Origin of the sequence: Streptomyces sp. NPDC005402, assembly GCF_040606575.1 — a bacterium.
Taxonomy (GTDB): Bacteria; Actinomycetota; Actinomycetes; order Streptomycetales; family Streptomycetaceae; genus Streptomyces.
Map to the genome: position 1 here is coordinate 1 of NZ_JBEXFB010000055.1, position 22,270 is coordinate 22,270.

General features: G+C 71.5%; 19 protein-coding genes and 1 pseudogene. 10 read left to right on the plus strand and 10 right to left on the minus strand.

Features of this window, described 5'->3' with window-relative positions; translation table 11 throughout:
- Window positions 1–819 precede the first annotated feature (819 nt).
- Entirely contained in the window at window positions 820–4,209 is a 3,390-nt protein-coding gene (locus tag ABZT02_RS45025) for a hypothetical protein (RefSeq protein ID WP_356029064.1), read from the plus strand.
- Between the two features lie 1,260 nt (window positions 4,210–5,469).
- Here ABZT02_RS45025 and ABZT02_RS45030 read toward each other — a convergent pair.
- A complete protein-coding gene (locus ABZT02_RS45030; protein WP_356029066.1) occupies window positions 5,470–6,435 on the minus strand; it encodes a pirin family protein in 966 nt (321 codons plus the stop codon).
- A 134-nt stretch (window positions 6,436–6,569) separates the two neighbouring features.
- Here ABZT02_RS45030 and ABZT02_RS45035 point away from each other — a divergent pair, with 134 nt between their 5' ends.
- Genes ABZT02_RS45035 through ABZT02_RS45045 form a run of 3 tightly spaced genes read left to right on the plus strand, consistent with a single transcriptional unit; the run spans window position 6,570 to window position 7,901 of the window.
- Window positions 6,570–7,052 (plus strand): MarR family transcriptional regulator, encoded by a 483-nt coding sequence (locus ABZT02_RS45035; protein ID WP_356029068.1) that lies wholly within the window; start codon window positions 6,570–6,572, stop codon window positions 7,050–7,052.
- Entirely contained in the window at window positions 7,049–7,504 is a 456-nt protein-coding gene (locus ABZT02_RS45040) for a MarR family winged helix-turn-helix transcriptional regulator (RefSeq protein WP_356029070.1), read from the plus strand. Before ABZT02_RS45035 ends, ABZT02_RS45040 begins: the two co-directional genes overlap by 4 nt.
- Window positions 7,505–7,559: 55 nt before the next feature.
- A complete protein-coding gene (locus ABZT02_RS45045; RefSeq protein WP_356029072.1) occupies window positions 7,560–7,901 on the plus strand; it encodes a tetratricopeptide repeat protein in 342 nt (113 codons plus the stop codon).
- Between the two features lie 53 nt (window positions 7,902–7,954).
- Here ABZT02_RS45045 and ABZT02_RS45050 read toward each other — a convergent pair whose 3' ends face one another.
- Window positions 7,955–9,349: a PepSY domain-containing protein gene (locus tag ABZT02_RS45050; RefSeq protein ID WP_356029074.1), complete on the minus strand. Its 1,395-nt coding sequence runs from the start codon at window positions 9,347–9,349 to the stop codon at window positions 7,955–7,957.
- 118 nt (window positions 9,350–9,467) lie between these two features.
- Here ABZT02_RS45050 and ABZT02_RS45055 point away from each other — a divergent pair, with 118 nt between their 5' ends.
- A complete protein-coding gene (locus ABZT02_RS45055) occupies window positions 9,468–10,115 on the plus strand; it encodes a peptide deformylase (RefSeq protein WP_356029076.1) in 648 nt (215 codons plus the stop codon).
- Here the strand turns inward: ABZT02_RS45055 and ABZT02_RS45060 are convergent.
- The gene (locus ABZT02_RS45060; RefSeq protein WP_356029078.1) at window positions 10,112–11,551 is read right to left on the minus strand and encodes an NAD(P)/FAD-dependent oxidoreductase; all 1,440 of its coding nucleotides are present in this window, start codon (window positions 11,549–11,551) and stop codon (window positions 10,112–10,114) included. The two genes, ABZT02_RS45055 and ABZT02_RS45060, sit on opposite strands and share 4 nt — an antisense overlap.
- Window positions 11,552–11,695: 144 nt before the next feature.
- Between ABZT02_RS45060 and trxA the strand changes: the two genes are divergently transcribed.
- Window positions 11,696–12,082 (plus strand): thioredoxin, encoded by a 387-nt coding sequence (gene trxA / locus ABZT02_RS45065; protein WP_356029080.1) that lies wholly within the window; start codon window positions 11,696–11,698, stop codon window positions 12,080–12,082.
- A gap of 9 nt (window positions 12,083–12,091) precedes the next feature.
- On the opposite strand, the gene ABZT02_RS45070 is transcribed toward trxA, so the two are convergent.
- Genes ABZT02_RS45070 through ABZT02_RS45085 form a run of 4 tightly spaced genes read right to left on the minus strand, consistent with a single transcriptional unit; the run spans window position 12,092 to window position 16,510 of the window.
- Window positions 12,092–13,528: a benzaldehyde dehydrogenase gene (locus tag ABZT02_RS45070; RefSeq protein WP_356029082.1), complete on the minus strand. Its 1,437-nt coding sequence runs from the start codon at window positions 13,526–13,528 to the stop codon at window positions 12,092–12,094.
- Between the two features lie 30 nt (window positions 13,529–13,558).
- Window positions 13,559–14,737: a 4-hydroxybenzoate 3-monooxygenase gene (locus ABZT02_RS45075; RefSeq protein ID WP_356029084.1), complete on the minus strand. Its 1,179-nt coding sequence runs from the start codon at window positions 14,735–14,737 to the stop codon at window positions 13,559–13,561.
- Between the two features lie 16 nt (window positions 14,738–14,753).
- Window positions 14,754–15,788, minus strand: a complete 1,035-nt coding sequence (locus tag ABZT02_RS45080; protein ID WP_356029086.1) for a LacI family DNA-binding transcriptional regulator — start codon at window positions 15,786–15,788, stop codon at window positions 14,754–14,756.
- A 59-nt stretch (window positions 15,789–15,847) separates the two neighbouring features.
- A complete protein-coding gene (locus tag ABZT02_RS45085) occupies window positions 15,848–16,510 on the minus strand; it encodes a helix-turn-helix domain-containing protein (protein ID WP_356029088.1) in 663 nt (220 codons plus the stop codon).
- 113 nt (window positions 16,511–16,623) lie between these two features.
- Between ABZT02_RS45085 and ABZT02_RS45090 the strand changes: the two genes are divergently transcribed.
- Entirely contained in the window at window positions 16,624–17,187 is a 564-nt protein-coding gene (locus tag ABZT02_RS45090; RefSeq protein WP_356029090.1) for an NADPH-dependent FMN reductase, read from the plus strand.
- A gap of 104 nt (window positions 17,188–17,291) precedes the next feature.
- Here ABZT02_RS45090 and ABZT02_RS45095 read toward each other — a convergent pair whose 3' ends face one another.
- Window positions 17,292–18,164 carry an LLM class F420-dependent oxidoreductase gene (locus tag ABZT02_RS45095; protein ID WP_356029092.1) on the minus strand — a complete coding sequence of 291 codons (873 nt, stop codon included), beginning with the start codon at window positions 18,162–18,164 and terminating at the stop codon, window positions 17,292–17,294.
- A gap of 110 nt (window positions 18,165–18,274) precedes the next feature.
- A complete protein-coding gene (locus tag ABZT02_RS45100) occupies window positions 18,275–19,243 on the minus strand; it encodes a TerC family protein (protein ID WP_356029094.1) in 969 nt (322 codons plus the stop codon).
- Between the two features lie 246 nt (window positions 19,244–19,489).
- On the opposite strand from ABZT02_RS45100, the gene ABZT02_RS45105 reads away from it, so the two are divergent.
- Together ABZT02_RS45105 and ABZT02_RS45110 are read left to right on the plus strand one after the other, a co-directional pair.
- Complete coding sequence (locus tag ABZT02_RS45105) at window positions 19,490–20,467, plus strand: alpha/beta hydrolase (RefSeq protein ID WP_356029096.1); 978 nt, start codon at window positions 19,490–19,492, stop codon at window positions 20,465–20,467.
- A gap of 235 nt (window positions 20,468–20,702) precedes the next feature.
- Complete coding sequence (locus ABZT02_RS45110; RefSeq protein ID WP_356029098.1) at window positions 20,703–21,692, plus strand: helix-turn-helix domain-containing protein; 990 nt, start codon at window positions 20,703–20,705, stop codon at window positions 21,690–21,692.
- 15 nt (window positions 21,693–21,707) lie between these two features.
- Here the strand turns inward: ABZT02_RS45110 and ABZT02_RS45115 are convergent, their stop codons facing one another.
- The gene (locus tag ABZT02_RS45115; RefSeq protein ID WP_356029100.1) at window positions 21,708–22,061 is read right to left on the minus strand and encodes a hypothetical protein; all 354 of its coding nucleotides are present in this window, start codon (window positions 22,059–22,061) and stop codon (window positions 21,708–21,710) included.
- A gap of 134 nt (window positions 22,062–22,195) precedes the next feature.
- On the opposite strand from ABZT02_RS45115, the pseudogene ABZT02_RS45120 reads away from it, so the two are divergent.
- Window positions 22,196–22,270 (plus strand): annotated as a pseudogene (locus ABZT02_RS45120) (MarR family transcriptional regulator); the annotation flags it as partial.

Genomic DNA, 22,270 nt, shown 5'->3' on the forward strand with positions numbered 1-22,270 from the left:
CCAGGAACACCACCGGCCACACACCTGGGTTTCTGATGGCCACCAGCCTGGTCAACCAACGGCCACCCGCCTGGGTATCTCAGTGGCCGTTGACAGGAGGATCGACCGCATAAAACGGCGCGCCTATGAAAGACGCAGAAAGAGCCATCGCCACAGGTCAGCCATGGATAGCGCCGCATCACGGCAGGTCAGCGCCCCTGAGTGGACAACTTCACGACGAACGTCACCAGCTCTCCTTCGCGGCAGCGGAGACGTCGATCTTGGCAATCCGACTCGGTCGTGGTCACCTCAGACTGGCATAGTGACTCGTCGTCGCACCCCATGTGCGCGCGGACCAGGGCTTCTTGCGCCCGCCGTGAGCGAAGGCATCGCTCTCCCTCACGCTCCTCGTCACATCCGCGCCGACACCCGTGCGACTGTGCCCGCACACCAGCCCTGACCGACGCACGACCAAGATCCGGACCATACACGGGCCGATGGCCCCGACGCTGGGCTCACGAGCCCTCATTCGCGCTGGTCAGAGCCGCATGAGTAGATGTACTACCAGCAGACGAAGAACCTTCTTGTTTCGTACAGTCCGAAGAAACTCGGCTTCTTCTAGAGCCTGCAGTCGGTTGTCTGGGCGCATCGTTGCACTCCAGGCAACCCGACACGATATCTACTCAGGTACTCCGAGCCGAAGCCTCCTCCCCTGCCTGACCGAGCTTGCATTGGCTGCCACAGAGCTCGCACAGACAGCCACACAGCCTGCCGCACGATGACCCCCGCCCCGCCGAAATCCGCAGGCGCCACCCCCGCCCGCCAGGCAGAATCGCCCTCATGTCCCAGCGTGCCGAACACCTGCTCACAGCCGTTGACCGGCTCTCCTACCCCCACCGCATGCGTGAGCTGGCCTCGGCTGCCCGGCGCGCCGCGGCAATGGGGGCGGTAGACGAGCTGGTGACCGGGCTCGCCGCCCACGGCGTCCAAGGGCGGCGGCTCGCCGCCACCGTGGCGGACATGGGGCGCCACGACGCGTATCTGGAGGGCTGCCTCGCGGACCCCGACAGCCTCGTCCGCGCCCCCGCAATCAGGGCGCTGCGGCAGGGGCGGCTCACGGACGCCATCGTGATCGAGGCCATCGAGGACGCACCCGCCGCCGTGCGGCAGCAGCTCGTGCACACCATCGCCGTGGCGGGGCGTACGGGCCTCGCCGAGGCGCTGGTCGAACCGACGTACCGGCGATGGGGCGCCGAGGCCGCCGCGGAACTGCTCGCCGCCTGCACGGCGGAGACCGCCGCCCGGCTGCTGCCCCGCCTCTTCCGCGGACTGAGCTCCTACCGGCTGCTCGCCGCCCGCCATCCCGCTCTGCTGCTCGCCGAGATGGAGCGGCAGCTCGACACCTTCCCCGGCGTCGTACGGGACGGCTGGCTGGCGTCCCACGCGGACGCGCTCGCGCTCCTCGCCGAACGGGATCCGCTCGGCGTGCTGGCTGTGCTCGAGCGTTATGAGACGCTGCCGATGCCCGTGGACCGCAAGCTGCACCTCCTGGTCGAGGCGGATCCCGGCCGCACGGTGCGGCTGCTGCTCTGCCCGAAGCTGCGGTCCCGGCTGAACAGCGGCCACCTCGAACCCGCCGTGCTGCGCCGCCTCGTCCGCCACGCCCCGGCGGAACTCACCGACCTCGCCCGTGCCTGGAACGACAACGCAGCCGCTCTCGCCCGGCTGCTGGCCTGCCTGCCGCCCTCCCGCCGTGGCGCCCTGTTCGACGCGGCGATGGAGGGCAAGGACCTCGCCCACGCGGACCTCAGCCCCGCGCTGCTCGACGTACTGCCGTACGAGCGGCGCACTGCCGAGGCTCGGCGGATGGCGACGCTGGCCCGTGGCAGGGGCGCGCCCTGGACGCAGATACTGACGGCAGCCGCCTATCTGCCGCCGGACGAGGTCCGTGACGACCTTCTCAACGCCGTCCGCCGCTCCGCCGCGGACGACCGCGCCATTGCGTACCCACTGCTCGTCCGCAACGCAGCACGCTCCCGCGACCCACAGGAAGTGAGCCGGTTGCTGCGTGCGCTGCTGCGGCTGCGCAATGAACAGGACCCGGTCCGCAGCGCCGCCCTCTCCGCACTGGCGGAGGTGCGCCCTTCGCTGTTCGCGGAGGACGCCGCCGAGGACCTCGGACGAATCGCCATCGACGCCGTCGAAGCCCGCGACTCCTCCTGGAGCACCCGTCACGCGCTCAGCACGCTCGCCCTGTCCGTGCTGCGCGAGCACGCCGTCACGGGTGGCACGCGGCTCGTCGGCTGGGCCCTCGACACCCTCACCCGGCTGTCCGGCCACACCGGCGGCGCGAACGTCGGGCGCCTCGACATCGTGCTGCGGCGCGGCCAGGAGTACGAGGTGCTGGCGGCGCTACGGCCGTGGCTGGAGGCCGCCACCGACAAGGCCGACTACTCGCTGGTCTTCGCACTCGTACGGGCACTCGGGCGGCGCGCGTGGGGGATGGCCGAACTCCAGGAATACCTGTGGCAGGCCGTTCAGTTCGGAAACGACGCGTCCGTCCGCACCGCCGTCGACCTTTGGCTGGAGCAGCCGAAGGGGCGCGACGAGCGGGTGGAGCGGATCGTGCGGCTGGAGCCGTCCGCCGCCGTCCTGCCGTCCGTTCTGAGAGTCCTGACGGGGCGGCGTACGGACCTGCTCGACCCGGTGCTGGCGGAGACCCCACCATACGGCCGCTTCCTGACCGCCCGCAGTCACTGGACGCCACCCACCTACCGGGCCCACCGCTGGGTGCCGCGCCAGCAGCGGGCGGCGGCGGAGCTGCTCGCGCGCACGGCGGGCGACGCTGGGCAGTTGATGCATGTGCGCGTCCAGGCCCTCTCAGCTGCGGCAGTGATCCCGGAGGCGGGCCTGGAAGTCGTCGGCCGCTCCACGGGATCGTCGAACGTCCCGCTGGCGGAGGCGGCCCTGGGCGCACTGCCGTGGACCGACCGCCCGGACGAGGTGCTGCCGCTGCTGCTGGAGCACGCGGGCGGCGACCGCGCCCGGGTCGCGGTCTACGCGGCGACGCGGGCCGCCCGGTACGTCGCGCCGTCGCGGCTGGCCACGGAGCTCCGCAGGCTGCTCACGCCGAAGGACCCGCGGACGGTGAAGGTCACCAGCCGCAAGGAGGCGGTGCGCCTCGCGGCGACGATGCTGCCCCCGGCGCAGGCGGCGCCGCTGCTGCGGGAAGCGTTCGAGCTGCCCGGGCAGCACCACGACGTGCAGTCGGTGTGCGTCGCGTTTGCCCGGGGGATGCTGGCAGAGCCTGCCGGCTGGCCCATGCTGGAGTCGGCCGCGCAGGGACGCACGGAGCTCCGCCAGGAGCTGGCACGGGCGGCCGTGGCCGAGGTGGACGAGGAGCATCGGGCCCGGTACGCAGGGCTGCTGCATCGCGCCTGCGAGCCGCTCGAGCCGGAAACGGCTGCGGCGCTGTTCCCAGCACTGGCGGAATGGGCACCGTGGCGGCCGGAGATCGCCGAGATGCTGGTGGCCGCCACCACGGACCTTGCCGATCGGGCGGTGTGGGCGATGGCCGGGCAGGAGCTGGTTGAGCTCGCGGCGGACGACGACGGCCCGTACTTTCGGGCCCTGCGGGCGATGCTGGAAGCCACAGGAGACCCGGACCAGCCCGACGCCGAGCCCGAACGCGACCAGCCGGCCCGGCAGCGGGCCGCGAGCCTGCTGCACCACCTCCTGCTCCACCATCGCTACCGGGGCGGGGGCCGGCCGACGGCGGGCGTGCTGCTGCGCGCCGCCGACACCGCCGCCGGGCACGAGGATTTCGCGCGCTCCGTCGCCGAACTCCGGCTGTACGCCCTCGAACTGAACAAGGACGCCACCGCGCTGTCGTCGGGCCTGGGCCGATTGGCTGCCGACTGCGAAGGGCGTCCGCTGCTCGCTCGGGACATCGCCGAAGGGCTCAGCTCGCGGCTCAGCTCGATCAGCGGCCCCTTGCCAGACGCGTGGTTGGAGACCGCCCGCACGCTGGGCGCGGAACCGGGCCTGGCCCAGGGCCTGTTCGCCATCAGGCTCACCGTCTCCGGCGGCAGCCGCTCTCGGTGGACGGAGCCGTGGCGCGGCCAGCTCCGCACCCTGCGCCGGCACGCGCACCCCGACGTCCGCGCGTCGGCACGCGACACGGTCACGGCACGGGAGGCGCCGCCGTCGGTCCCAGGGGCGATCCAGTAGTGACCGGGGCCCGCGGGGGTGACGCCGGGCCGATGGCCGCCAGGCCCTGATCGCCCCTGCTGCAGGCGGTCGAGTCCCGTCAGCTCAGCCCTGCCGCGCCCACTGCCTAGCGAGCGGCGTACCGAAATGGCGCGCGACCAACCCAGCATTCCTTTCGCGCACTTGTTCCGAAAAGGGGGTGTGCCGCAACTCATGGAGCCGTAACGGCGATTGCTGCGCAGTCCATCGGACGTGAGGCCCCTGCCGTCTGGGTAGTTGGTCTGCAGACCGAACCGTTCGGCGCCGACCCCGCGCCTGCACCCCGGGCGCGACAGAACGGCAGCGACGCCGCAGTTCCCGGTCTCCGGACCACCTCCTGATGCGGGGGCGCTGACCAGCATGCCGCTCAACTTCGATGGCACGCGCTCAGGGTTCTCGACAGCCGCCCTTGTTCGTGGCCCGCCGGATCAAGCCGGGGGTCCGCATCGGTCACACCTGTCACCCGCGTGTCACCAACAGCGTCGACGCGCTCCTGAACCACAAGGCCCTGACCAGGCCAAACGTTCCCGACTTGGACCACGTGGACACCAGAAAACCCCGGTCCAGGTGCGGACCAACTCGGCTCAGCGGCAGACGATTCGACTCTTTGCCGCAGGTCAGCGATCCAGCGCACCTTCGGTGCGCGCCGGGGGGCTGGTAAATGGCATGCCGGAGGCCCCGAATCCTTTGATCAACACCGCAAGGCGGGAGGTCAGGCCTGTCACCTGCAACGATGCCCACTTGCGCTGGTATTTACGCGTCAGAGGCGACAGTGAGCGTGTACCACCAAGAGACGAAGAACCTGCTGGTGATTTTGCAGCGCAGCGCACCCCCGTATCGGACGGAAATCGCGATGCGAGGCGATCAGGGACGACACCCGGCCTTGTCGACTCTCCACAAGGCGACAGCGCGAGACCCGTCGATCCGTACCGGCACCTGCCTCAACCACACCTCAGACCAGCGTTCACTTGGTCACCGTCAAATCCGCGAGGCCGTGGGAAAGCGACTGGGCTTCGAGAAGAACTTCGCGACCTAGCCTGACTGAGCGTCAGAAAAGTCAGCAAAAGTCAGCAAGGGCTCTGCCACAGCCGCCCACAGACGGCCACACCGTGGAACCGGCGCTCACCCGCACCCGAGACGGCAACGCGGTCGACCGTCCTCCTGCAAGCGGCCGACGGCGGGAGGCGTTGTCTGGCCGCGTCCCACTCGACAACATCACCGAAACGCAGGCATTCCTGCAGGTCAACGTACTCTGCCCCGCGGCTTCAACGACACAGGCGGCAGTTCCGGAGCAGGCAGCGGGGCACCGTCATACCCCTTCACCTCACCGAACCGTGTGCCTTCCATCCAGTCCCGACGGGCCTGTACGATCTCTTCTTGGGACCGCCCGATCCAGTTCCAGAACATGACCAGCTCCTCCTCGAACGGCTCGCCGCCCAGGAGCATCAGGCCCGCGTCCGACTCGGCGCGCAGCGGGAGTTCGGTGCGGCCGCAGCCGAGGTAGAGCATCGAGCCCGGCAGCACCGGCACCCCGTCCACGTGAGCCTCGCCGGACATGGACAGGACGGCGTACTCGAAGTCCGGTTCCAGCGGCAGGCGTACGTCCGTGCCGGGGGCGAGGGTCAGGTCGGCGCCGACGATGGGGGTGTACGCCGTTCCGGGTGAGCGTGCGCCGTCGAGGTCGCCCAGGATGAGCGTGGCCGTCAGGCCCGGGGCCGTGATCTGCGGCAGCCCGGTGTGGTGCTCGAAGTGCGGGTCGGTGTGGCGGTCCCCGTCCGGGAGGGCGACCCAGAGCTGGGCGCCGTGCAGGAACCGCGCGTGCGACTTCGGGCTCTCCTCGGAGTGGCTGATCGCGCGGCCGGAGGTCATCAGGCCCAGTTCACGGGGGCGGATGGTCTGGAGGCTGCCGGTGCTGTCGCGGTGCAGGACCTCGCCCTGGTGCAGCCAGCTCACCGTCTGCAGGCCCATGTGGGGGTGCGGGGGCACCTGCATGCCCGGCTCGTCGGCGATGTCGTCGGGGCCGTAGTGGTCGACGAAGCACCAGGCCCCGACCATGCGGCGGCCGAGGTTGGGCAGCAGCCTGCGCACCTCGCTGGACTCGCCGAGCTTGACGCGGCGGGGGCTGAGGAGTTCGCGCACGGGTTCCGCCACCACGAAGCCGCGGCCGCCGCACAGGGCGGGAACCGCCTGGCGATCAAGATTGCTCATGGCGCCCAACCTAGCCCCGTGAAGCGTTTCCCGTCAGGCCGTCCCCCGGGCTCCGTGCCAGGCGCGCCCCAGGCGGTCCGCCGCTGCATCGAAAATAGTAGCCATGGATATAGTAGCCATGTACTGTGTCGAGTATGAGTACGGCATCCGAGGGCGCGACGCCCGGTTTCCTGGTCTGGCGACTGTCGATGAAGTGGCGGGTCGCGGTGGACCGAGCGGTGGCGCCGCTCGGCCTGACGCACGCCCAGTACTCGCTGGTGGCCTCGCTGTACGGCATGCAGCGCGGCGGCGAACGCCCCAGCCAGCGTCGCCTCGCCGACCGGACCGGCCTCGAACCGCTCTATGTCTCCAAGCTGGCGCGCTCCCTGGAGAGCGCCGGGCTCCTGGAGCGCGCCCGCGACCCACGCGACCCGCGCGCGGTGCAACTGGCGCTCACCGAGGAGGGCCGCGAGCGGACCGGGCAGGCCATCGAGGTCGTCCAGGGTCTCCTGGAGCAACTGCTGGCACCGCTCGGAGGCCTGGACAGCGCACGCACGCGGGAGTTCAAGCGTGAGCTGACGGCCCTGCTCGACGCACCTCTCGACGCGACGAACGAGAACCTCAAGGAGCAGTCATGACCACCACCACTCCCGACACCCCCGTCCTCAACCCCCGCGTCATAGCCCTGGCCCACTACGCGGCCCGCGCGCTTCTGGAGAACGTCCTGGCCCGCCACGGCGCGACCTTCCAGCAGTCCGTCACACTGCGGCTGGCCGCCGTCGCGGAGGGGCCGGTCGAGCGGGACCGCATCGCCGAAGGTCTCGTCGGCGCGCTGAAGATCGACGCGACGCAGGCGCACTCCGTGGTCGACGAGCTGGTCTCCGCGGGGCTGCTGGCTCGCCATGAGTCGTCCCAGGTGCGGATCACGGACGCCGGACGGGCGCTGTTCGAGACGACGTCCGCCGAGACCGCCCCCATCACCGCCCGGGTCTACGCCGGCATCCCCGCACAGGACCTCGCGGTCGCCGGACGCGTACTGAGCCTCATCACCGAGCGGGCCGACGAGGAGCTCGCCGACCTCACCAAGTAGTGGAATATTGAACCACCTGGTTCGGTTGTCGGCCTCGAAGTCGAAGGAGGAACCAGTGGAGACCACGTACTACGGCCACGGGACACCGGCGGAGCGCTGGGAGCGCGCGCGGATGTTCTTCGACGCCAAGGAGTACGACACGGCGGCGCGGGTCCTGGACGGCCTGGTCGAGGAGGTGCCGGAGCAGACCGGACCGCGGCTGCTGCTGGCGCGCGCCTACTACCACTCGGCCCAACTGCGGCGCGCGGAGACCGAGTTGCGGGTGATCGTCGAGCGCGACCCGGTCGAGCAGTACGCCCGGCTGATGCTCGGTCGCACGCTCCAGCGGCAAGGACGGCACGCCGAGGCCGAGCCGCATCTGCGCCTCGCCTCGGCCCTGGCGGGCGACTTCGAGTAGCTCTCGACATGACGTGGGCCCGGTTCCGCACGGGAACCGGGCCCACGCGCGTCTCAGACCGTGGCGCTCTTCCTCCCCCGCCGGTGCGCGATCTCGCCGAGGATCACGTCGGCAACGACGAAGCCGGCCAGCGGAATGCCGAACAGCGGCACGAAGTAGCCGAGGACGGCGACGGCCACCACGCCGGGCACCAGAATCTGCGGCGGCACCTGCTGCCAGGCGCCGCGCGGGATCGGACGCCCGAAGGCGGAGCCCCGGCCGCGCTGCCACCACATGCGGTAACCCCACACGATCAGAAGGACCAGCGACAGCGCGAGGAGCATCAGGGCGATCTGGTTGACCAGCCCGAACAGGACGCCGGTGTGCAGGTCGATGCCCCAGCGGGTCAGCTTGGCGAGCAGCGGGTAGTCCGCGAACCGCACGGTGTCGGTGACCTCGCCGCTGGTCGGGTCGACGGCGACCGAGTCCTGTTTCTCGGGCCAGCTGCGCTGCACCTGCCGTACGACATAGGTCGACGACTCGTCGGCGGGCGGCACGATCTCGACGGGGTCGCCGAGCCCTTCGGCGCGGGCGGCGGCCAGCACCCTGTCGAGGCCGACCCCGTGCTCGGCGTCCCCGGCCGAGGCGGACGCGCCGTGGCCGGAGTGGTCGCCGCCCGCGGCCGCCGAGACCGACGGCGTGGACTGGCCGAGCGAGGTGCGCAGTTCGTCGATGTTGGCGCCGGCGTACGTCGACCAGGTCAGTCCGGTCGCCGACAGGAAGAAGAAGCCCGCGGCGGCCCAGACGCCGACGCTGCCGTGCAGCCCCAGGGTGCGGCGCCGCCCGCTGGTGCCGCGGACCTTGCGCAGGGCCCGGCGGCGGGAGAACCACAGCACGATGCCGCCGCCCGCGATCACCCACAGCCAGCTCGCGGCGAACTCGCTGTAGAGGCGGCCGTTCTCGCCGAGGTGGAGGTCGCGGTGGAACTCGTCGATCCAGGTGCGCAGCGGCAGCGCGCCGGTCGAGCCGTACTGCTCCAGGGCGCCGCGGACCTTGCCGGTGTACGGGTCGACGAACACGGCGAGGGTGTGGTCCGGGTCGACTCCCCGCACGCCGGACAGCAGCACCCTGGTCGTGGCGTCGGCCGCGGGCGAGGGGCGGATCGCCGAGACGGTGCCTTCGGGGTGCGCCTTGCGGGCGGCGTCCACCTGGTCGGAGAGGGGCAGTTTGCTGTCGCCCACGGCGGCGACGGTCATCTCGTCCCGGTAGGCGATCTTCTCGGCCTGGAACGCACCGGCGTACAGGAAGCCGGTGACGGCGGCGACGAGCAGGAAGGGCGCGACGAACACACCGGCGTAGAAGTGCAGACGCAGCACGAGCGGGCGCAGCGAGGCCCATCGGCTGGGGGCCGGCGCCGGGGCGGCCGGCCCGGGGGCCTCGTCCGTGGTCGTCGAGGGGGCGATGGACATCGGCGGTTTCTCCGAGGGCTGGGGACGGTGGCGGTCCAGTAGTCGGAGAAGAGGGGCGTCGAGTTCCCGGGCATCCAAGTGACCTGCATCACAAGGCACTCCGTGACATCCTGGCGCGATGGCAACTCCGAGTCACCGCGCGCCCCTTGCCGAGCTGGTCGAGGAACTCCTGGCCACGGACGGTCCGCTGCCGATCGTGGCGGCCGGCGAACCGGTCCTGCGGCGCGGCACCGAGCGCTACGACGGCCAGCTGGACGCCGCCCTCCTGTCCCGTTTCGTCGAGGCCCTGCGCGTCACCATGCACGCGGCGCCCGGCGTGGGGCTGGCCGCCCCGCAGGTGGGGGTGCCGCTGCGGATCGCGGTCATCGAGGACCCGGCGCCCGTACCGGAAGAGGTACGGCTGGCGCGTGGGCGGGTGCCGCAGCCGTTCCGGGTTCTGGTCAATGCGTCGTACGAACCGGTCGGCACCGAGCGGGCGGCGTTCTTCGAGGGGTGCCTGAGTGTGCCGGGGTGGCAGGCCGTGGTGGCACGGCCTGCCGAGGTGCGGCTGACGTGCGAGGACGAGAACGGGCGCCCGGTCGACGAGGTGTTCAGCGGCTGGCCGGCGCGGATCGTCCAGCACGAGACGGACCACCTCGACGGCATGCTCTACCTCGACCGCGCCGAGCTGCGCTCGCTGTCCTCGAACCAGGCGATGGCCGAGCGCTGGACGCAGCCGACGCCGGAGCAGGCGGCCGCGTCCCTGGGCTTCGAGCTGCCGGGCTAGTTGTCCCGGTACGCCTCCAGCAGTCGCAGCCACACCTCGCTGATCGTCGGGTACGACGGGACCGCGTGCCACAGCCTGCTGATCGGGACCTGTCCGGCGACCGCGATCGTCGCGGAGTGGATCAGTTCGCCGACGCCCGGGCCGACGAAGGTGACGCCGAGGAGGATCTCGCGTTCCAGGTCGACGACCATGCGGGCGCGGCCGCGGTAGCCGTCGCCGTAGAGGCCGGCGCCCGACACCGAGGCGAGGTCGTAGTCGACCGCGCGGACACGGTGGCCCGCCTGCTCGGCCTCCGCCAGGGAGAGGCCCACGGCAGCGGCCTCCGGGTCGGTGAAGACGACCTGGGGTACGGCGTCGTGGTCGGCGGTCGCGGCGTGAGCACCCCACGGGTCCGCGTGGACCGGGGCCCCGGAGGCGCGGGCGGCGATGGCGGAGCCCGCGATGCGGGCCTGGTACTTGCCCTGGTGGGTGAGGAGCGCACGGTGGTTGACGTCGCCGACGGCGTAGAGCCAGTCGCTGCCGGTGACGCGGAGGCTGTCGTCGACCTCCAGCCAGCTGCCTGGCTCCCGCCCGACGGTGTCGAGGCCGATGTCATCGGTGCGCGGGGCGCGTCCGGTGGCGAAGAGGATCTCGTCGGCCTCGATGCGGTCGCCGGTGTCGGTGAGGACCACGACCGTGCCGTTCTCGCGGGTGACCGACTCGACCGAGGTGCCGGTGCGGACGCTGACGCCCGCCTCGGTGAGCGCCTCGGCGACGAGCTCGCCCGCGAATGGCTCCATGCGGTTGAGCAGGCCCTTGCCGCGCACGAGGAGCGTGACCTGGGAGCCGAGGGCCTGCCAGGCCGTGGCCATCTCGGTGGCGACCACTCCCCCGCCGACCACGACGAGCCGTCCGGGCGCCGCCTTGGCGCTGGTCGCCTCGCGGCTGGTCCAGGGCTTGACGTCGTCGAGGCCCGGCAGGTCGGGCAGCACGGCCCGGGTGCCGGTGCAGACGGCCACCGCGTGCCGCGCGGTCAGCACCGTCCGTACGCCGTCGGGTCCGATGACCGTGACCGTGCGCTCTCCGCTGAGGCGGCCGTGGCCGCGGTGGAGGTCGGCGCCGACGCTCTCCAGCCAGCCGACCTGGCCGTCGTCCTGCCAGTTCGAGGTGAAGTAATCCCGGCGTGCGAGGACCGCTGCCGTGTCGAGGTGGCCCTGCACCGAGGCGCTCAGGCCCGGCAGGCGGCGCGCGTCCGCCTGCGCGATCACCGGCCGCAGCAGGGCCTTGCTGGGCATACAGGCCCAGTAGGAGCACTCTCCGCCGACCAGTTCGCTCTCCACGACCGCGGTGGAGAGGCCGGCCGCGCGGGTGCGGTCGGCCACGTTCTCCCCCACGGGCCCGGCACCGAGCACCACTACGTCGTAAGTGCTGTGGGCGATGTTTTCCGTTTCCGTCATGGGCCCAGTCTGGTGGGTGGTGTGCGCTCGGGCCACCAGGGGTACGCGCGCCGCATACCCAGAGGTGACAGCTGTGGAATACCGGGCCGACGAGCCGTGTTGTGCCGACGGCTTCGCTCCGAGACCAGGAAGAGGGATCACGTCATGAGCAGCACCGTGGAGCTCACCAAGGAGAACTTCGACCAGATGGTCACGGACAACGAGTTCGTCCTGATCGATTTCTGGGCGTCCTGGTGCGGTCCTTGCCGCCAGTTCGCGCCGGTCTACGAGAAGGCCGCCGAGGACAACCCCGACCTGGTGTTCGGCAAGGTGGACACCGAGGCGCAGCCGGAACTGGCCCAGGCCTTCGGTATCCAGTCGATCCCGACGCTGATGATCGTCCGCGACCAGGTCGCGGTGTTCGCCCAGCCCGGGGCGCTGCCCGAGTCGGCCCTGACGGACGTCATCGGGCAGGCCCGCAAGCTGGACATGGACGAGGTCCGCAAGTCCGTGGCCGCGCAGCAGGCCCAGGCCGAGCAGAACGGCGAGTAACGCCCCGGATCAGAAGGGGTACGTCGCCACGTCCGCGCGGACCGTCGTCCAGCGCACGTCGGTGAAGGCCTCCACATTGGCCTCGCCGCCGAAGCGGGCGCCGGTGCCGGACGCGGCGATACCGCCGAAGGGCGCGACCGCCTCGTCGTTCACCGTCTGGTCGTTGATGTGCACGATGCCGGTCGGGATCCGCTCCGCCAGGTCGAGACCGCGGGCCGCGTCCCCGGTGACGATGCCGAGGGAGAGGCCGTACGGTCCCGCGGCGGCCAGCGCGGCGGCCTCGTCGACCGTGCTGAAGGACCGTACGGGCGCGACGGGGCCGAACACCTCCTCCGCGTAGGCGGGCGAGCTCTCGTCGAGGCCCGCGAGGACCGTCGGGCGGTAGAAGAGCTTCTCGTGGGTGCCGCCGGCGGCCAGCTTGGCGCCCTGGGCGGTGCTGGCCTCGACCAGGCCGCGAATCTTGGCGAGCTGGTTGTCGTCGATGATCGGGCCGAGGTGGACCTGCTCCTTGTGGGGGTCGCCGACGGCGAGCGAGTCGGCCTTGGCGGCCAGACGCTCGACGTACTCCGCGTACAGCGAGTCGTGGACCAGGTGGCGGCCCGTCGTCATGCAGATCTGACCCTGGTGGAAGAAGGATCCCCAGGCCGCCGTGGAGATCACGGCCTCGATGTCCGCGTCCTCCAGGACGATGAGCGCGGAGTTGCCGCCGAGTTCCAGGTGGGCGCGCTTGAGGTGGCGTCCGGCCGCCTCCCCCACCGCGCGGCCCGCCGCGGTCGACCCGGTGAAGGAGATGACGGGGACGCGCGGGTCGGCGACCAGGGCCTGGCCGACGTCCGGGCCGCCGGGCAGCACATGGAACAGTCCCTCGGGCAGCCCGGCCTCGGCGAAGACCGCGGCGAGCGAGAGACCGCCGCAGATGGCGGTGCGCGGGTCCGGCTTCAGGATCACGGCGTTGCCGAGGGCGAGGGCCGGGGCGACGGAGCGGATCGAGAGGATCAGCGGGGCGTTGAAGGGGGAGATCACGCCCACCACGCCGACCGGGATCCGGCGCGTGTAGGACAGCCGGGGTGCCTCGCTGGGCAGGACCTGGCCCGCGGGGCGGGAGGCGAGGGCGGCGGCCTCGTAGCACTCCTGGGCGGCCACGTGCAGTTCGAAGTCGGCCTTGCCGGGAATGGACCCGGACTCGCGGACTAGCCACTCGCGCAGTTCGTCGGCGTGGGCGGCGAACAGGTCACCGGCCTTGCGCAGTACCCCGGCCCGGACGAAGTGCGGGAGCCGGGCCCACTCGGCCTGGGCGGCGCGAGCGGCCTCGGCGGAGCGCTCCACGTCCTCGCCGCCGGCGAGGGTGACGGTGGCGAGCGTGTCGCCCGTGGCGGGTTCGGTGACCGCGTACTCAGGTCCCGACAGGGGGTGGGGCTGCCAGCTCTTGGGGTCGAGCAACGACATGACGGCTCTCCGTTCGATCACCGGTGGGACTCACACCGGGAGCGGTAGTCCCGTGTAGTTCGCGGCCAGTTCGGCGGCCGCATGGCGGGATGCGGTGATGCGGCGCAGCCGTGCGAGCTGCATCCGGCTCTCGAAGGCATCCCCATTTGGTTGAGCATGCAACATCCTAGTCATGTCATACGAGAACCGGGTGGCCTGCCACACACGAGAAAGACACAACTCCGAATATCTGTCGATCAATTGTGCCGATCCTGTGCGGTGCAGATCGGTCAGGGCGCGGGCGAGGACGGATACGTCCGACACGGCGAGGTTGAGCCCCTTGGCCCCGGTCGGCGGCACGATGTGCGCGGCGTCACCGGCCAGCACGAGACGGCCGTGGCGCATCGGTTCGTGGACGTGACTGCGCATGGGTGTCACCGACTTGGCGGTGATGGGGCCTCGGGCGAGAGTCCAGTCGGCGTCGATCGCGAAGCGGGCGGCGAGCTCGTCCCAGATCCGCTCGTCGGGCCAGTCGTCGGCGTCGGTGCCGTTGGGGACCTGGACGTAGAGCCGGGAGACGGACGGCGAGCGCATGCTGTGCAGGGCGAAGCCGCGCTCTCCGCGGGCGTAGATCAGCTCCTCGCAGGACGGGGCGACATCGGCGAGGATCCCGAGCCAGGAGTACGGATAGTCGTGCGCGTACGTCCGGCTCGTCGCCGTCGGGAACGCCCCGCGCGAGATGCCGTGGAAGCCGTCGCAGCCCGCGACCCAGTCGCAGGTCAGCGTCTGTTCGCGGCCCTCGTGCCGGAACCGCACGACAGGGGCGTCGCTCTGCGGCTTCTCGACCGCCATGGCCTCCGCCTCGAACAGCAGCGGTGGCCCCTCGGCCAGTTGGAGTGCGACGAGGTCCTTCACGATCTCGGTCTGCGCGTAGATGGTGACCGTACGGCCGCCGGTGAGGGCGGGGAAGTCGAGGTGGTGCCGCTCCCCCGCGAACCGCAGCTCGATGCCCCGGTGGACCAGCCCCTCGGCGTCCAGAAGTCCGGCGGCACCGCAGGCGCGCAGGGCCTCGACCGTGCCCTGCTCCAGCATCCCGGCGCGCTGGCGGTGCTCGGCGTACTCCCGGGTCCTGCTCTCCAGGACGACACAGTCGATGCCGGCCAGGTGCAGCAGGCGGGCGAGGAGCAGTCCGGCGGGGCCGCCGCCGATGATCCCGACCGTGGTGCGCATGGCAGGCCTCCCTGCGTCAGCTGGAGTCGCGCTGTACCACTGTGGCACCCAGCACCGTGTGCGTCTCGGTCGCGGTGCCCGGTTCGCGCACCGCGCGGTCGACCAGTTCGGCGAGGTCGCGGCCGGACGGGAGCTCGAGGTGGACCGTGCTCAGCCGGGGCCGCAGCAGCCGGCCGAGGAGCAGGTCGTCGGCGCCGATCACCGCCGTGTCCTCCGGGATGCGGATGCCCTCGTCCTGGAGGGCGCGCATTAACAGCATCGCGTACTCGTCGTTGTACGCGAACACGGCGTCGAGGCCGAGGTCCCGCCAGCGGACGGCGAGCTTGGCCGCGGCCTGCTCCTCGTAGGCGAGGGGCAGTTCCGTCAGGGTGGCGTCCGTGCCGTGCAGGGCCCTGCGCACACCGGCCAGACGGGGCAGCGAGAAGGCCTCCAGGCCGGCCTCCTCGGGCACCACGACGCCGATGCGGCGCCGGCCGCGGGCGTACAGGTGGGTGGCGGCACCGTGACCGACGCCCGCGTGGTCCATGAGCAGCGCGTGGGCCCCCTCGACCGCCTCGGGACCGAGGGTGACCACCGCGCGGGCACCGGAGCGCCGGAGCAGGGCCACGCCCTGCGGGCCGAGTCCCGCGCCGGGCACCAGGACGGCGACCGGGCGCAGCTCGGCCCAGGCGCGGGCCGCCTCGTCGCCCTGCAGGCCGACGCTGCCGTACTGCACGACGGTGTAGTCCAACCGGCCCAGGGCCCACTGGAGTTCGCTGATGAACTGGCTGTAGAGCGGGCCGACCGGGATGGACGGGGCGGGCATCAGGACCATCCGGCTGTGGCCGGCGCGCAGGCTGCGGGCGGCCGCGTGCGGGACGTACCCGAGTTCCTTGGCGGCCGCGTGGACACGGCGGCGCGTGGGCTCGCTGATCCGGACGGCGCTGGTGTTGTTCAGGACATAGGAGACGGTCGCTCGTGAGACGCCGGCCAGGCGGGCCACGTCGGCGCTCGTGGGAACCGGGCGCGTCGCGGGGGAAACGGGCGCGGGCGTTTTCGGTATCTGCACCATGACGGTCGTCATCTTTGCAGAAGCTGTGACGGTGTTTCAGACCGGGGCGCGACCCGATCTCACCGTGGTGGATCGGTGCAGGTGAGCCGGTCGACGAGGTCGTCCCAGCCCTTCTCCAGGCGCTCCAGCGGCATGTGGCGCCTCCGGGTGAGGTGATGGACGGTGGCGGGATCGAGGTAGCCCATCAGGGCCTGGGCAAGCAGTTCGCAGTCCGCGTCCGGGCGGGCCTGGCGCAGCAGCAGGGTCACATGACTGTGGTGGACCCGGCGGGGGGCGGGGGTGAAGCGGCGCTCCGGGCTCGGCTCGGCGGCCAGCTGCAGGTCCATCTCGTCGACGGACCGGCGCAGGGTGGCGCGGCCGAACGCGCGCAGCCGGTCTACGGGCGGCGCTCCGGGCCCGAGCGGGGCCGGGCCGCTGAGGAAGGCCGCCTGGAAGTTCCGCTCGGAGTGGTCGAGCAGCGCCGTCAGCAGGCCGGTGCGGTCGCCGAAGCGGCGGAAGACGGTGCCCTTGCCGACCGACGCGGCCGCGGCCACCGCCTCCATCGTCACCCCGGCCGCCCCGTGCTCCGCGACCAGGCGGGCCGCGGCCTCCAGGAGCCGGGCCCGGTTGCGCGCGGCGTCGGCGCGCAGGCAGGGCTCGTCGTCGGGGAGCCCGAGCTGGAGCAGCTCGGGCTCATCGGTGGGATCCGGGGGAGTCGGCAGGGGCGGCAGGACGGCGGACATGAAATAAGCGTAAAGCAGCGGGAAGAAAACTGGACCGGGGTCCGCTTAACGAGGTACAACTTAAGCGGACCCCGGTCCGCATCCTTACGACTTTTCACCCTCTTGGAGTTCGCATGTCTGTTCGCATTCTCGCGCTCGTCGGAAGCCTCCGCGCCGGCTCGCACAACCGCCAGCTCGCCGAAGCCGCCGTCAAGCACGCCCCCGAGGGCGCGGAGGTCGTGCTCTACGAGGGCCTGGCCGAGATCCCCTTCTACAACGAGGACATCGACGTGGAGGGCGCCGTCCCCGCGGCCGCCGCCAGGCTGCGTGAGACCGCGCAGGCCTCCGACGCGTTCCTGCTCTTCTCCCCCGAGTACAACGGCACCATCCCGGCCGTGCTGAAGAACGCCATCGACTGGCTGTCGCGTCCGTACGGCGCCGGTGCCTTCGGCGGCAAGCCGGTCGCGGTGGTCGGTACCGCGTTCGGTCAGTTCGGCGGTGTGTGGGCCCAGGACGAGACCCGCAAGGCCGTGGGCATCGCCGGCGGCAAGGTGCTCGAGGACGTCAAGCTGTCGATCCCCGGCTCGGTGGTGCGCTTCGCCGAGACCCACCCGGCCGACGACGCGGAGGTCGCCGCGCAGCTGACCGAGGTCGTCGCGCAGCTGCACAGCAACGCCGGTGAGGTGGCAGCGGCCTGACCCGCGATGCCTGGAAGAGGGGCCGGAGTGTTCGCACTCCGGCCCCTCTTCGTTCTGGTGACGTCGGTGTGAACGAAGACCTGGCCGCATCCCGCGCGGGCGGGTCAGTCCAGTTCCGCGAGCCGCTGTACCGCGGGTGCCGCGAAGCGTTCGATCCACTCGGCGGGGGCTCCGGTGCGCGGGGCGAGGATGACCGTGTCGATGCCGAGCTTGCCGTAGCCCGTGATGTCCCGGGTGAAAAGGTCCAGGTCGTCGCCGTCGGGCGTGTAGGTGATGGTCTTGCGGATCTCGTCGTGATCCCGGCCCTCGGTGTCGCAGTGCCGGCGCAGCACGTCGAGCTTGTGCGTGACCTCCTCCGGCGAGGTGGCGAAGAGGTTGCAGGCGTCGCCGTAGCGGGCCACCAGGCGCAGGGTCTTCTTCTCGCCGCTGCCGCCGATCATGATCTCGGGGTGCGGGCTGCTCACCGGGGCCGGTACGCACAGGGTCTCGGCGAGCCGGTAGTGGGTGCCCTCGAAGGGGCCGTTCGCCGTCGGATCCCACATCTGCAGGCAGATCCGCAGGGTCTCCTCCAGCCGCTCGAAGCGCTCCGCGAGGGGCGGGAACGGCACGCCGAGACCTTCGTGCTCCCGGTCGTACCAGGCGGCTCCGACGCCGAGGGCGGCCCGGCCGCCGGAGAGCACGTCGAGCGTGGTCGCGATCTTGGCGAGCAGGCCGGGGTGGCGGTACGTCACTCCGGTCACCAGGGCGCAGAGCCGGACCGTCTCGGTGTGGGCCGCGAGGAAGCTCAGGGTGGAGTAGGCCTCCAGCATGGGGTCCTCGGCGCCGCCGTTGAACTCCATCTGGAAGTAGTGGTCCATCACCGACAGCCAGCTCACCCCGGCCGCCTCCGCCGCGGCACCCGCGGAGGCGAGCTCGGCACCGAGAGCGGGCGCGCCCGCGGGGTGGTTGAACCGGTTGATGTGCACGCCCACGCGCATGTCCGTCTCCGTTCACGGGGCCTTCGCCGACCGTGCCGACGCTAGATCCTGGAGTGCTCTCGAAGTCAAGGGCGGACTGCTCCGGGAGGCGCGTGAAGGTCGTTTTCCCGTCACGCCACGGGTTCCGCCTCCGCCCGCTCCTGCTTCTTCGCGGCGCGCAGGCTCGTCAGGGTGGTGATCGTCAGGACGAGGACGATGAAGCCGAGGGAGAAGGGGATGCTGATCTCGGGGACGTGGACGCCGGACTCGTGCAGGGCGTGCAGAACGAGTTTGACGCCGATGAAGCCGAGGATGATCGACAGGCCGTAGCTGAGGTGGACCAGCTTCTTCAGCAGGCCCCCGATGAGGAAGTACAGCTGGCGCAGGCCCATCAGGGCGAAGGCGTTGGCGGTGAAGACGATGTACGGGTCCTGGGTGAGCCCGTAGATCGCGGGGATGGAGTCGAGCGCGAAGAGCACGTCGGTGGAGCCGATGGCGAGCATCACGACCAGCATCGGGGTCATGACCCGCTTGCCGTTCTCCTCGATCCACAGCTTGGTGCCGTGGTAGCGGTCGGCGACGCCGAAACGCCTCTCCACCGTCTTCAGCAGCTTGTTCTCCTCGTACTCCTCGTCATGTCCGTCCTTGCGGGCGTCCTGGACGAGCTTCCAGGCGGTCCAGATCAGGAAGGCGCCGAAGAGGTAGAACACCCAGGAGAACGCGGTGATGATCGCCGCGCCGGCCGCGATGAACCCGGCGCGCAGCACGAGCGCCATCACGACGCCGACCATCAGCACCCGCTGCTGGTACTGCGAGGGCACCGCGAACTTCCCCATGATCAGGACGAACACGAAGAGGTTGTCGACGCTGAGCGACTTCTCGGTGATGTATCCGGCGAAGAACTCGCCCGTCGGTTTCCCACCGCCGAAGAGGAGCAGTCCGAGTCCGAACAGACACGCCAGCACGACCCAGACGACGGTCCAGATGCCGGCCTCCTTGACCGACACGTCGTGGGGTTTGCGGCCGATGAAGAAGTCGGCGCCGACCAGGACGCACAGGGCGACGACGGTCAGCAGCCAGACGGTGAGAGAGACGTTCACTGGTTCTCCTGTGCATGGGGGGCATCGACAGCGTTGCCACCGGCGGGCGCCCCTTCCACCTACAAAAGGTGAACAACAGGTCACGCCATGGCAAGGAACCGCAGGTCACACGGGAAGAGGTCGGATTCTCGTCCCTCGTCACCCGCCGTACGGCGGGCAGGTTCCGCCGTACGGCGGCGCCCCGGACGGACGCCGTTGCCCCGATCATGACGCCACGAGCCGCCGCGCCCCGCGTGAGGAGAAGCCATGACGTACGTCCCGCCCCCCTTCGATCCCGAACTCGCCGCCGCCCTCGACATGATCAAGGAGATGATCTCGCCCGGCATGACCCTGGAGGACATCGAGCTCGTCCGCCAGGGGCCGGGCATCCAGATGCTGGCCGACATGGACCTGACCCTCGGCGGTTTCTTCGAGGTGGAGGACCGGTCGGTGCCCGGGCCGGAGGGCGCCCCGGAGATCTCGCTGCTGATCTGCCGACCCGCCGCTGCGGCGCCCGCGGGCACCGGACGTCCAGTGATCTACCACGTCCACGGCGGCGGCATGGTCCTCGGCAACAACCGCGTCGGCGTGGACGGTCCCCTGGCCTGGGCGAAGGAACTGGACGCGGTGGTGGTGTCGGTCGAGTACCGGCTGGCGCCCGAACATCCGCATCCGGCGCCGGTCGAGGACGTCTACGCCGGGCTCGTGTGGACGTCCGAGCACGCGGAGGAGATCGGTGGCGACCCCGAGCGGATCGTCATCGCCGGTGCGAGCGCGGGAGGCGGGCTGTCGGCGGCGCTGGCGCTGCTCACCCGGGACCGCAAGGGGCCGCGGCCGACGGGGCAGCTGCTGATGTGCCCGATGCTGGACGACCGCAACGACAGCCCGTCGACGCATCAGATGGCGGGACTGGGCGTCTGGGACCGTACGGCCAACGAGACGGGCTGGACGGCGCTGCTGGGTGAGCTGCGGGGCGGCCCGGACGTTCCGGCGTACGCGGCGCCGGCCCGGGCCGAGGACCTGTCGGGACTGCCGCCCGCCTTCCTCGACGTGGGGTCGGCGGAGACGTTCCGGGACGAGGTCGTCGCGTACGCGTCCCGGATCTGGCAGGCGGGTGGGGTGGCCGAACTGCATGTGTGGCCGGGAGGCTTCCACGGGTTCGACGGATTCGCTCCGCAGGCCGCGTTGTCGCAGGCGGCGCGTGCGGCCCAGTTGGCGTGGTTGCGGAGGCTGCTGGGCGGCTAGGGGCGTCGCGGGGAGCGACGTGGGAGGAAGCGGCGCGGCCGCGCGTCGAGCGGTCGCGGCGGGCTGGTCGCCTGTCGCGCGCTTGCTCGCGCCCCTTCGGGCGCCGCCGGGCCGTGGGTCAGGCCGTCGGCGAAGCCTTCCGCAGACGCCGTTCCGTCGCGCCTACGGCCCTGCGACCGCCGCCAACCCGGCCGAGGACTCCTCCCGCCCCCGCCCCATGCCGCACCATGGGCGTATGAAAGAGCTGGCCGGGCGCCTGACCGCCCTGGATCCGGATGCCGGAGCCGCGGTGCGGGTGATCGCCTACTTCGATCGGCTGGCCGAGTCCCGTGCCGGGCTGGAGGCTCTGGTGCGTGGGGCAGCCGTGCTGGCCGGGGTGCCCGCGCGGCTGGTCGACGCCGGGCGGCGGGTGCAGATCCGGGTCGAGGCCGACGGGACGCGCCGGGACTCCGAGGTGCCGCCGGAACCCGGCTGGCCGTCCACCGCACTGACGCCCGGTGGGGCCGCCGCGCTGTGGCTGGAGCGGGCCGAGGCGACGCCCAGTGTGGTCGACGCCGTGATTCTGGAGCGGGCCGCCGGGGCCGTACGGCTCGTTCTGGACCGTACGCGAGGACGCGCGCCCGCCGATGATCCCGCGCTGGTCGAGACCCTGCTGGACGCCGCCGCCCCCGAGGCCGCTCGGCTGCACGCGGCACGTCGGCTCGGACTGGACCCCGCGGCCTCCGCGCGTGCGCTGGCCCCGCTGGACGGGCGGCCCCGGATCGTGGCCGGGCGGGCGGACGCCGAACTGCCCGCCGGGCGGGTCGGGGTGGGCCCCGCCGTGCCCGTGCTCGATCTGCCGCGGTCCTGGGCGGACGCCCGCACCGCGCTGCGGTTCACCGCGGAGGGCACGGCTCGGGATCCCGGACCGAAAGCCGTGTACGCCGACGAACTGGGCGGCGTCGCGCTGCTGGCCGACCTCGTCGCGCCGGGCGCGGAGCCGCCGCCCGACGTCCGGGCGCTGGAGGCGGCGGGGGCGAGCACGCCCTGGCTGCTCGCGACGCTGCACGCCGTGGTCTCGACGGCGAGCCTGCGGGCGGCTGCCGCCGAGATCAGCGTCCACCACTCCACGCTCCAGGACCGGCTGTCCCACGCGGAGCATCTGCTGGGCTGGCCGCTGCGTTCGCCTCAGGGGCGACTGCGGCTGCAACTGGCCCTGGCCATGCGGCACTTGGTGCGGCCGTAGCGGAAGCTCAGAAGTTCATCGGAACTCGTGCACGACTTGGATCCGGCCGACGATGTGCGCGTTGAACTCGTCGAGCTCCTCGGCCGGAACCCACAGTTCGAGGATCGTGCGACCGCCCGCCTGCTGGACGGGGTAGCGGCGCAGGAAGTCCGACTCGACATCGAAGCGGGTCACGAAGCCGGCGCCGTCGTGCTTGACGTTCCAGTCCCTGGCGATCTTGACCGCGTAGTCCTCGTTGAGGACCGGGTAGAAGATCGGCTGCTCGGGCAGTCTCGGCGGCCAGGCACGCCAGTCGAGCTCCCGGACCAGGTCCAGTTCCCTGGGGCCGGTCGGACGCCAGAGGGTCGTGGTGGGGGGCCGGGTCGTCATCGGAGTCGCTCTCTGCGGGATACGGGTCTGACAGCCGCGCGATAGTTGCGCGCGCACTATAGAAGCAGACGCTGAAAGTTTCAGCGATGCAATATCCTGGGCCTATCCGTAGCCGGACGGAGGAAGCAGGCCCCATGACCGCCACAGACCCCGCGCTCACCGCCCTCGCCCAGGGCTGGTGCGCGCTCTCCCTGCTGCACGGCCGGATC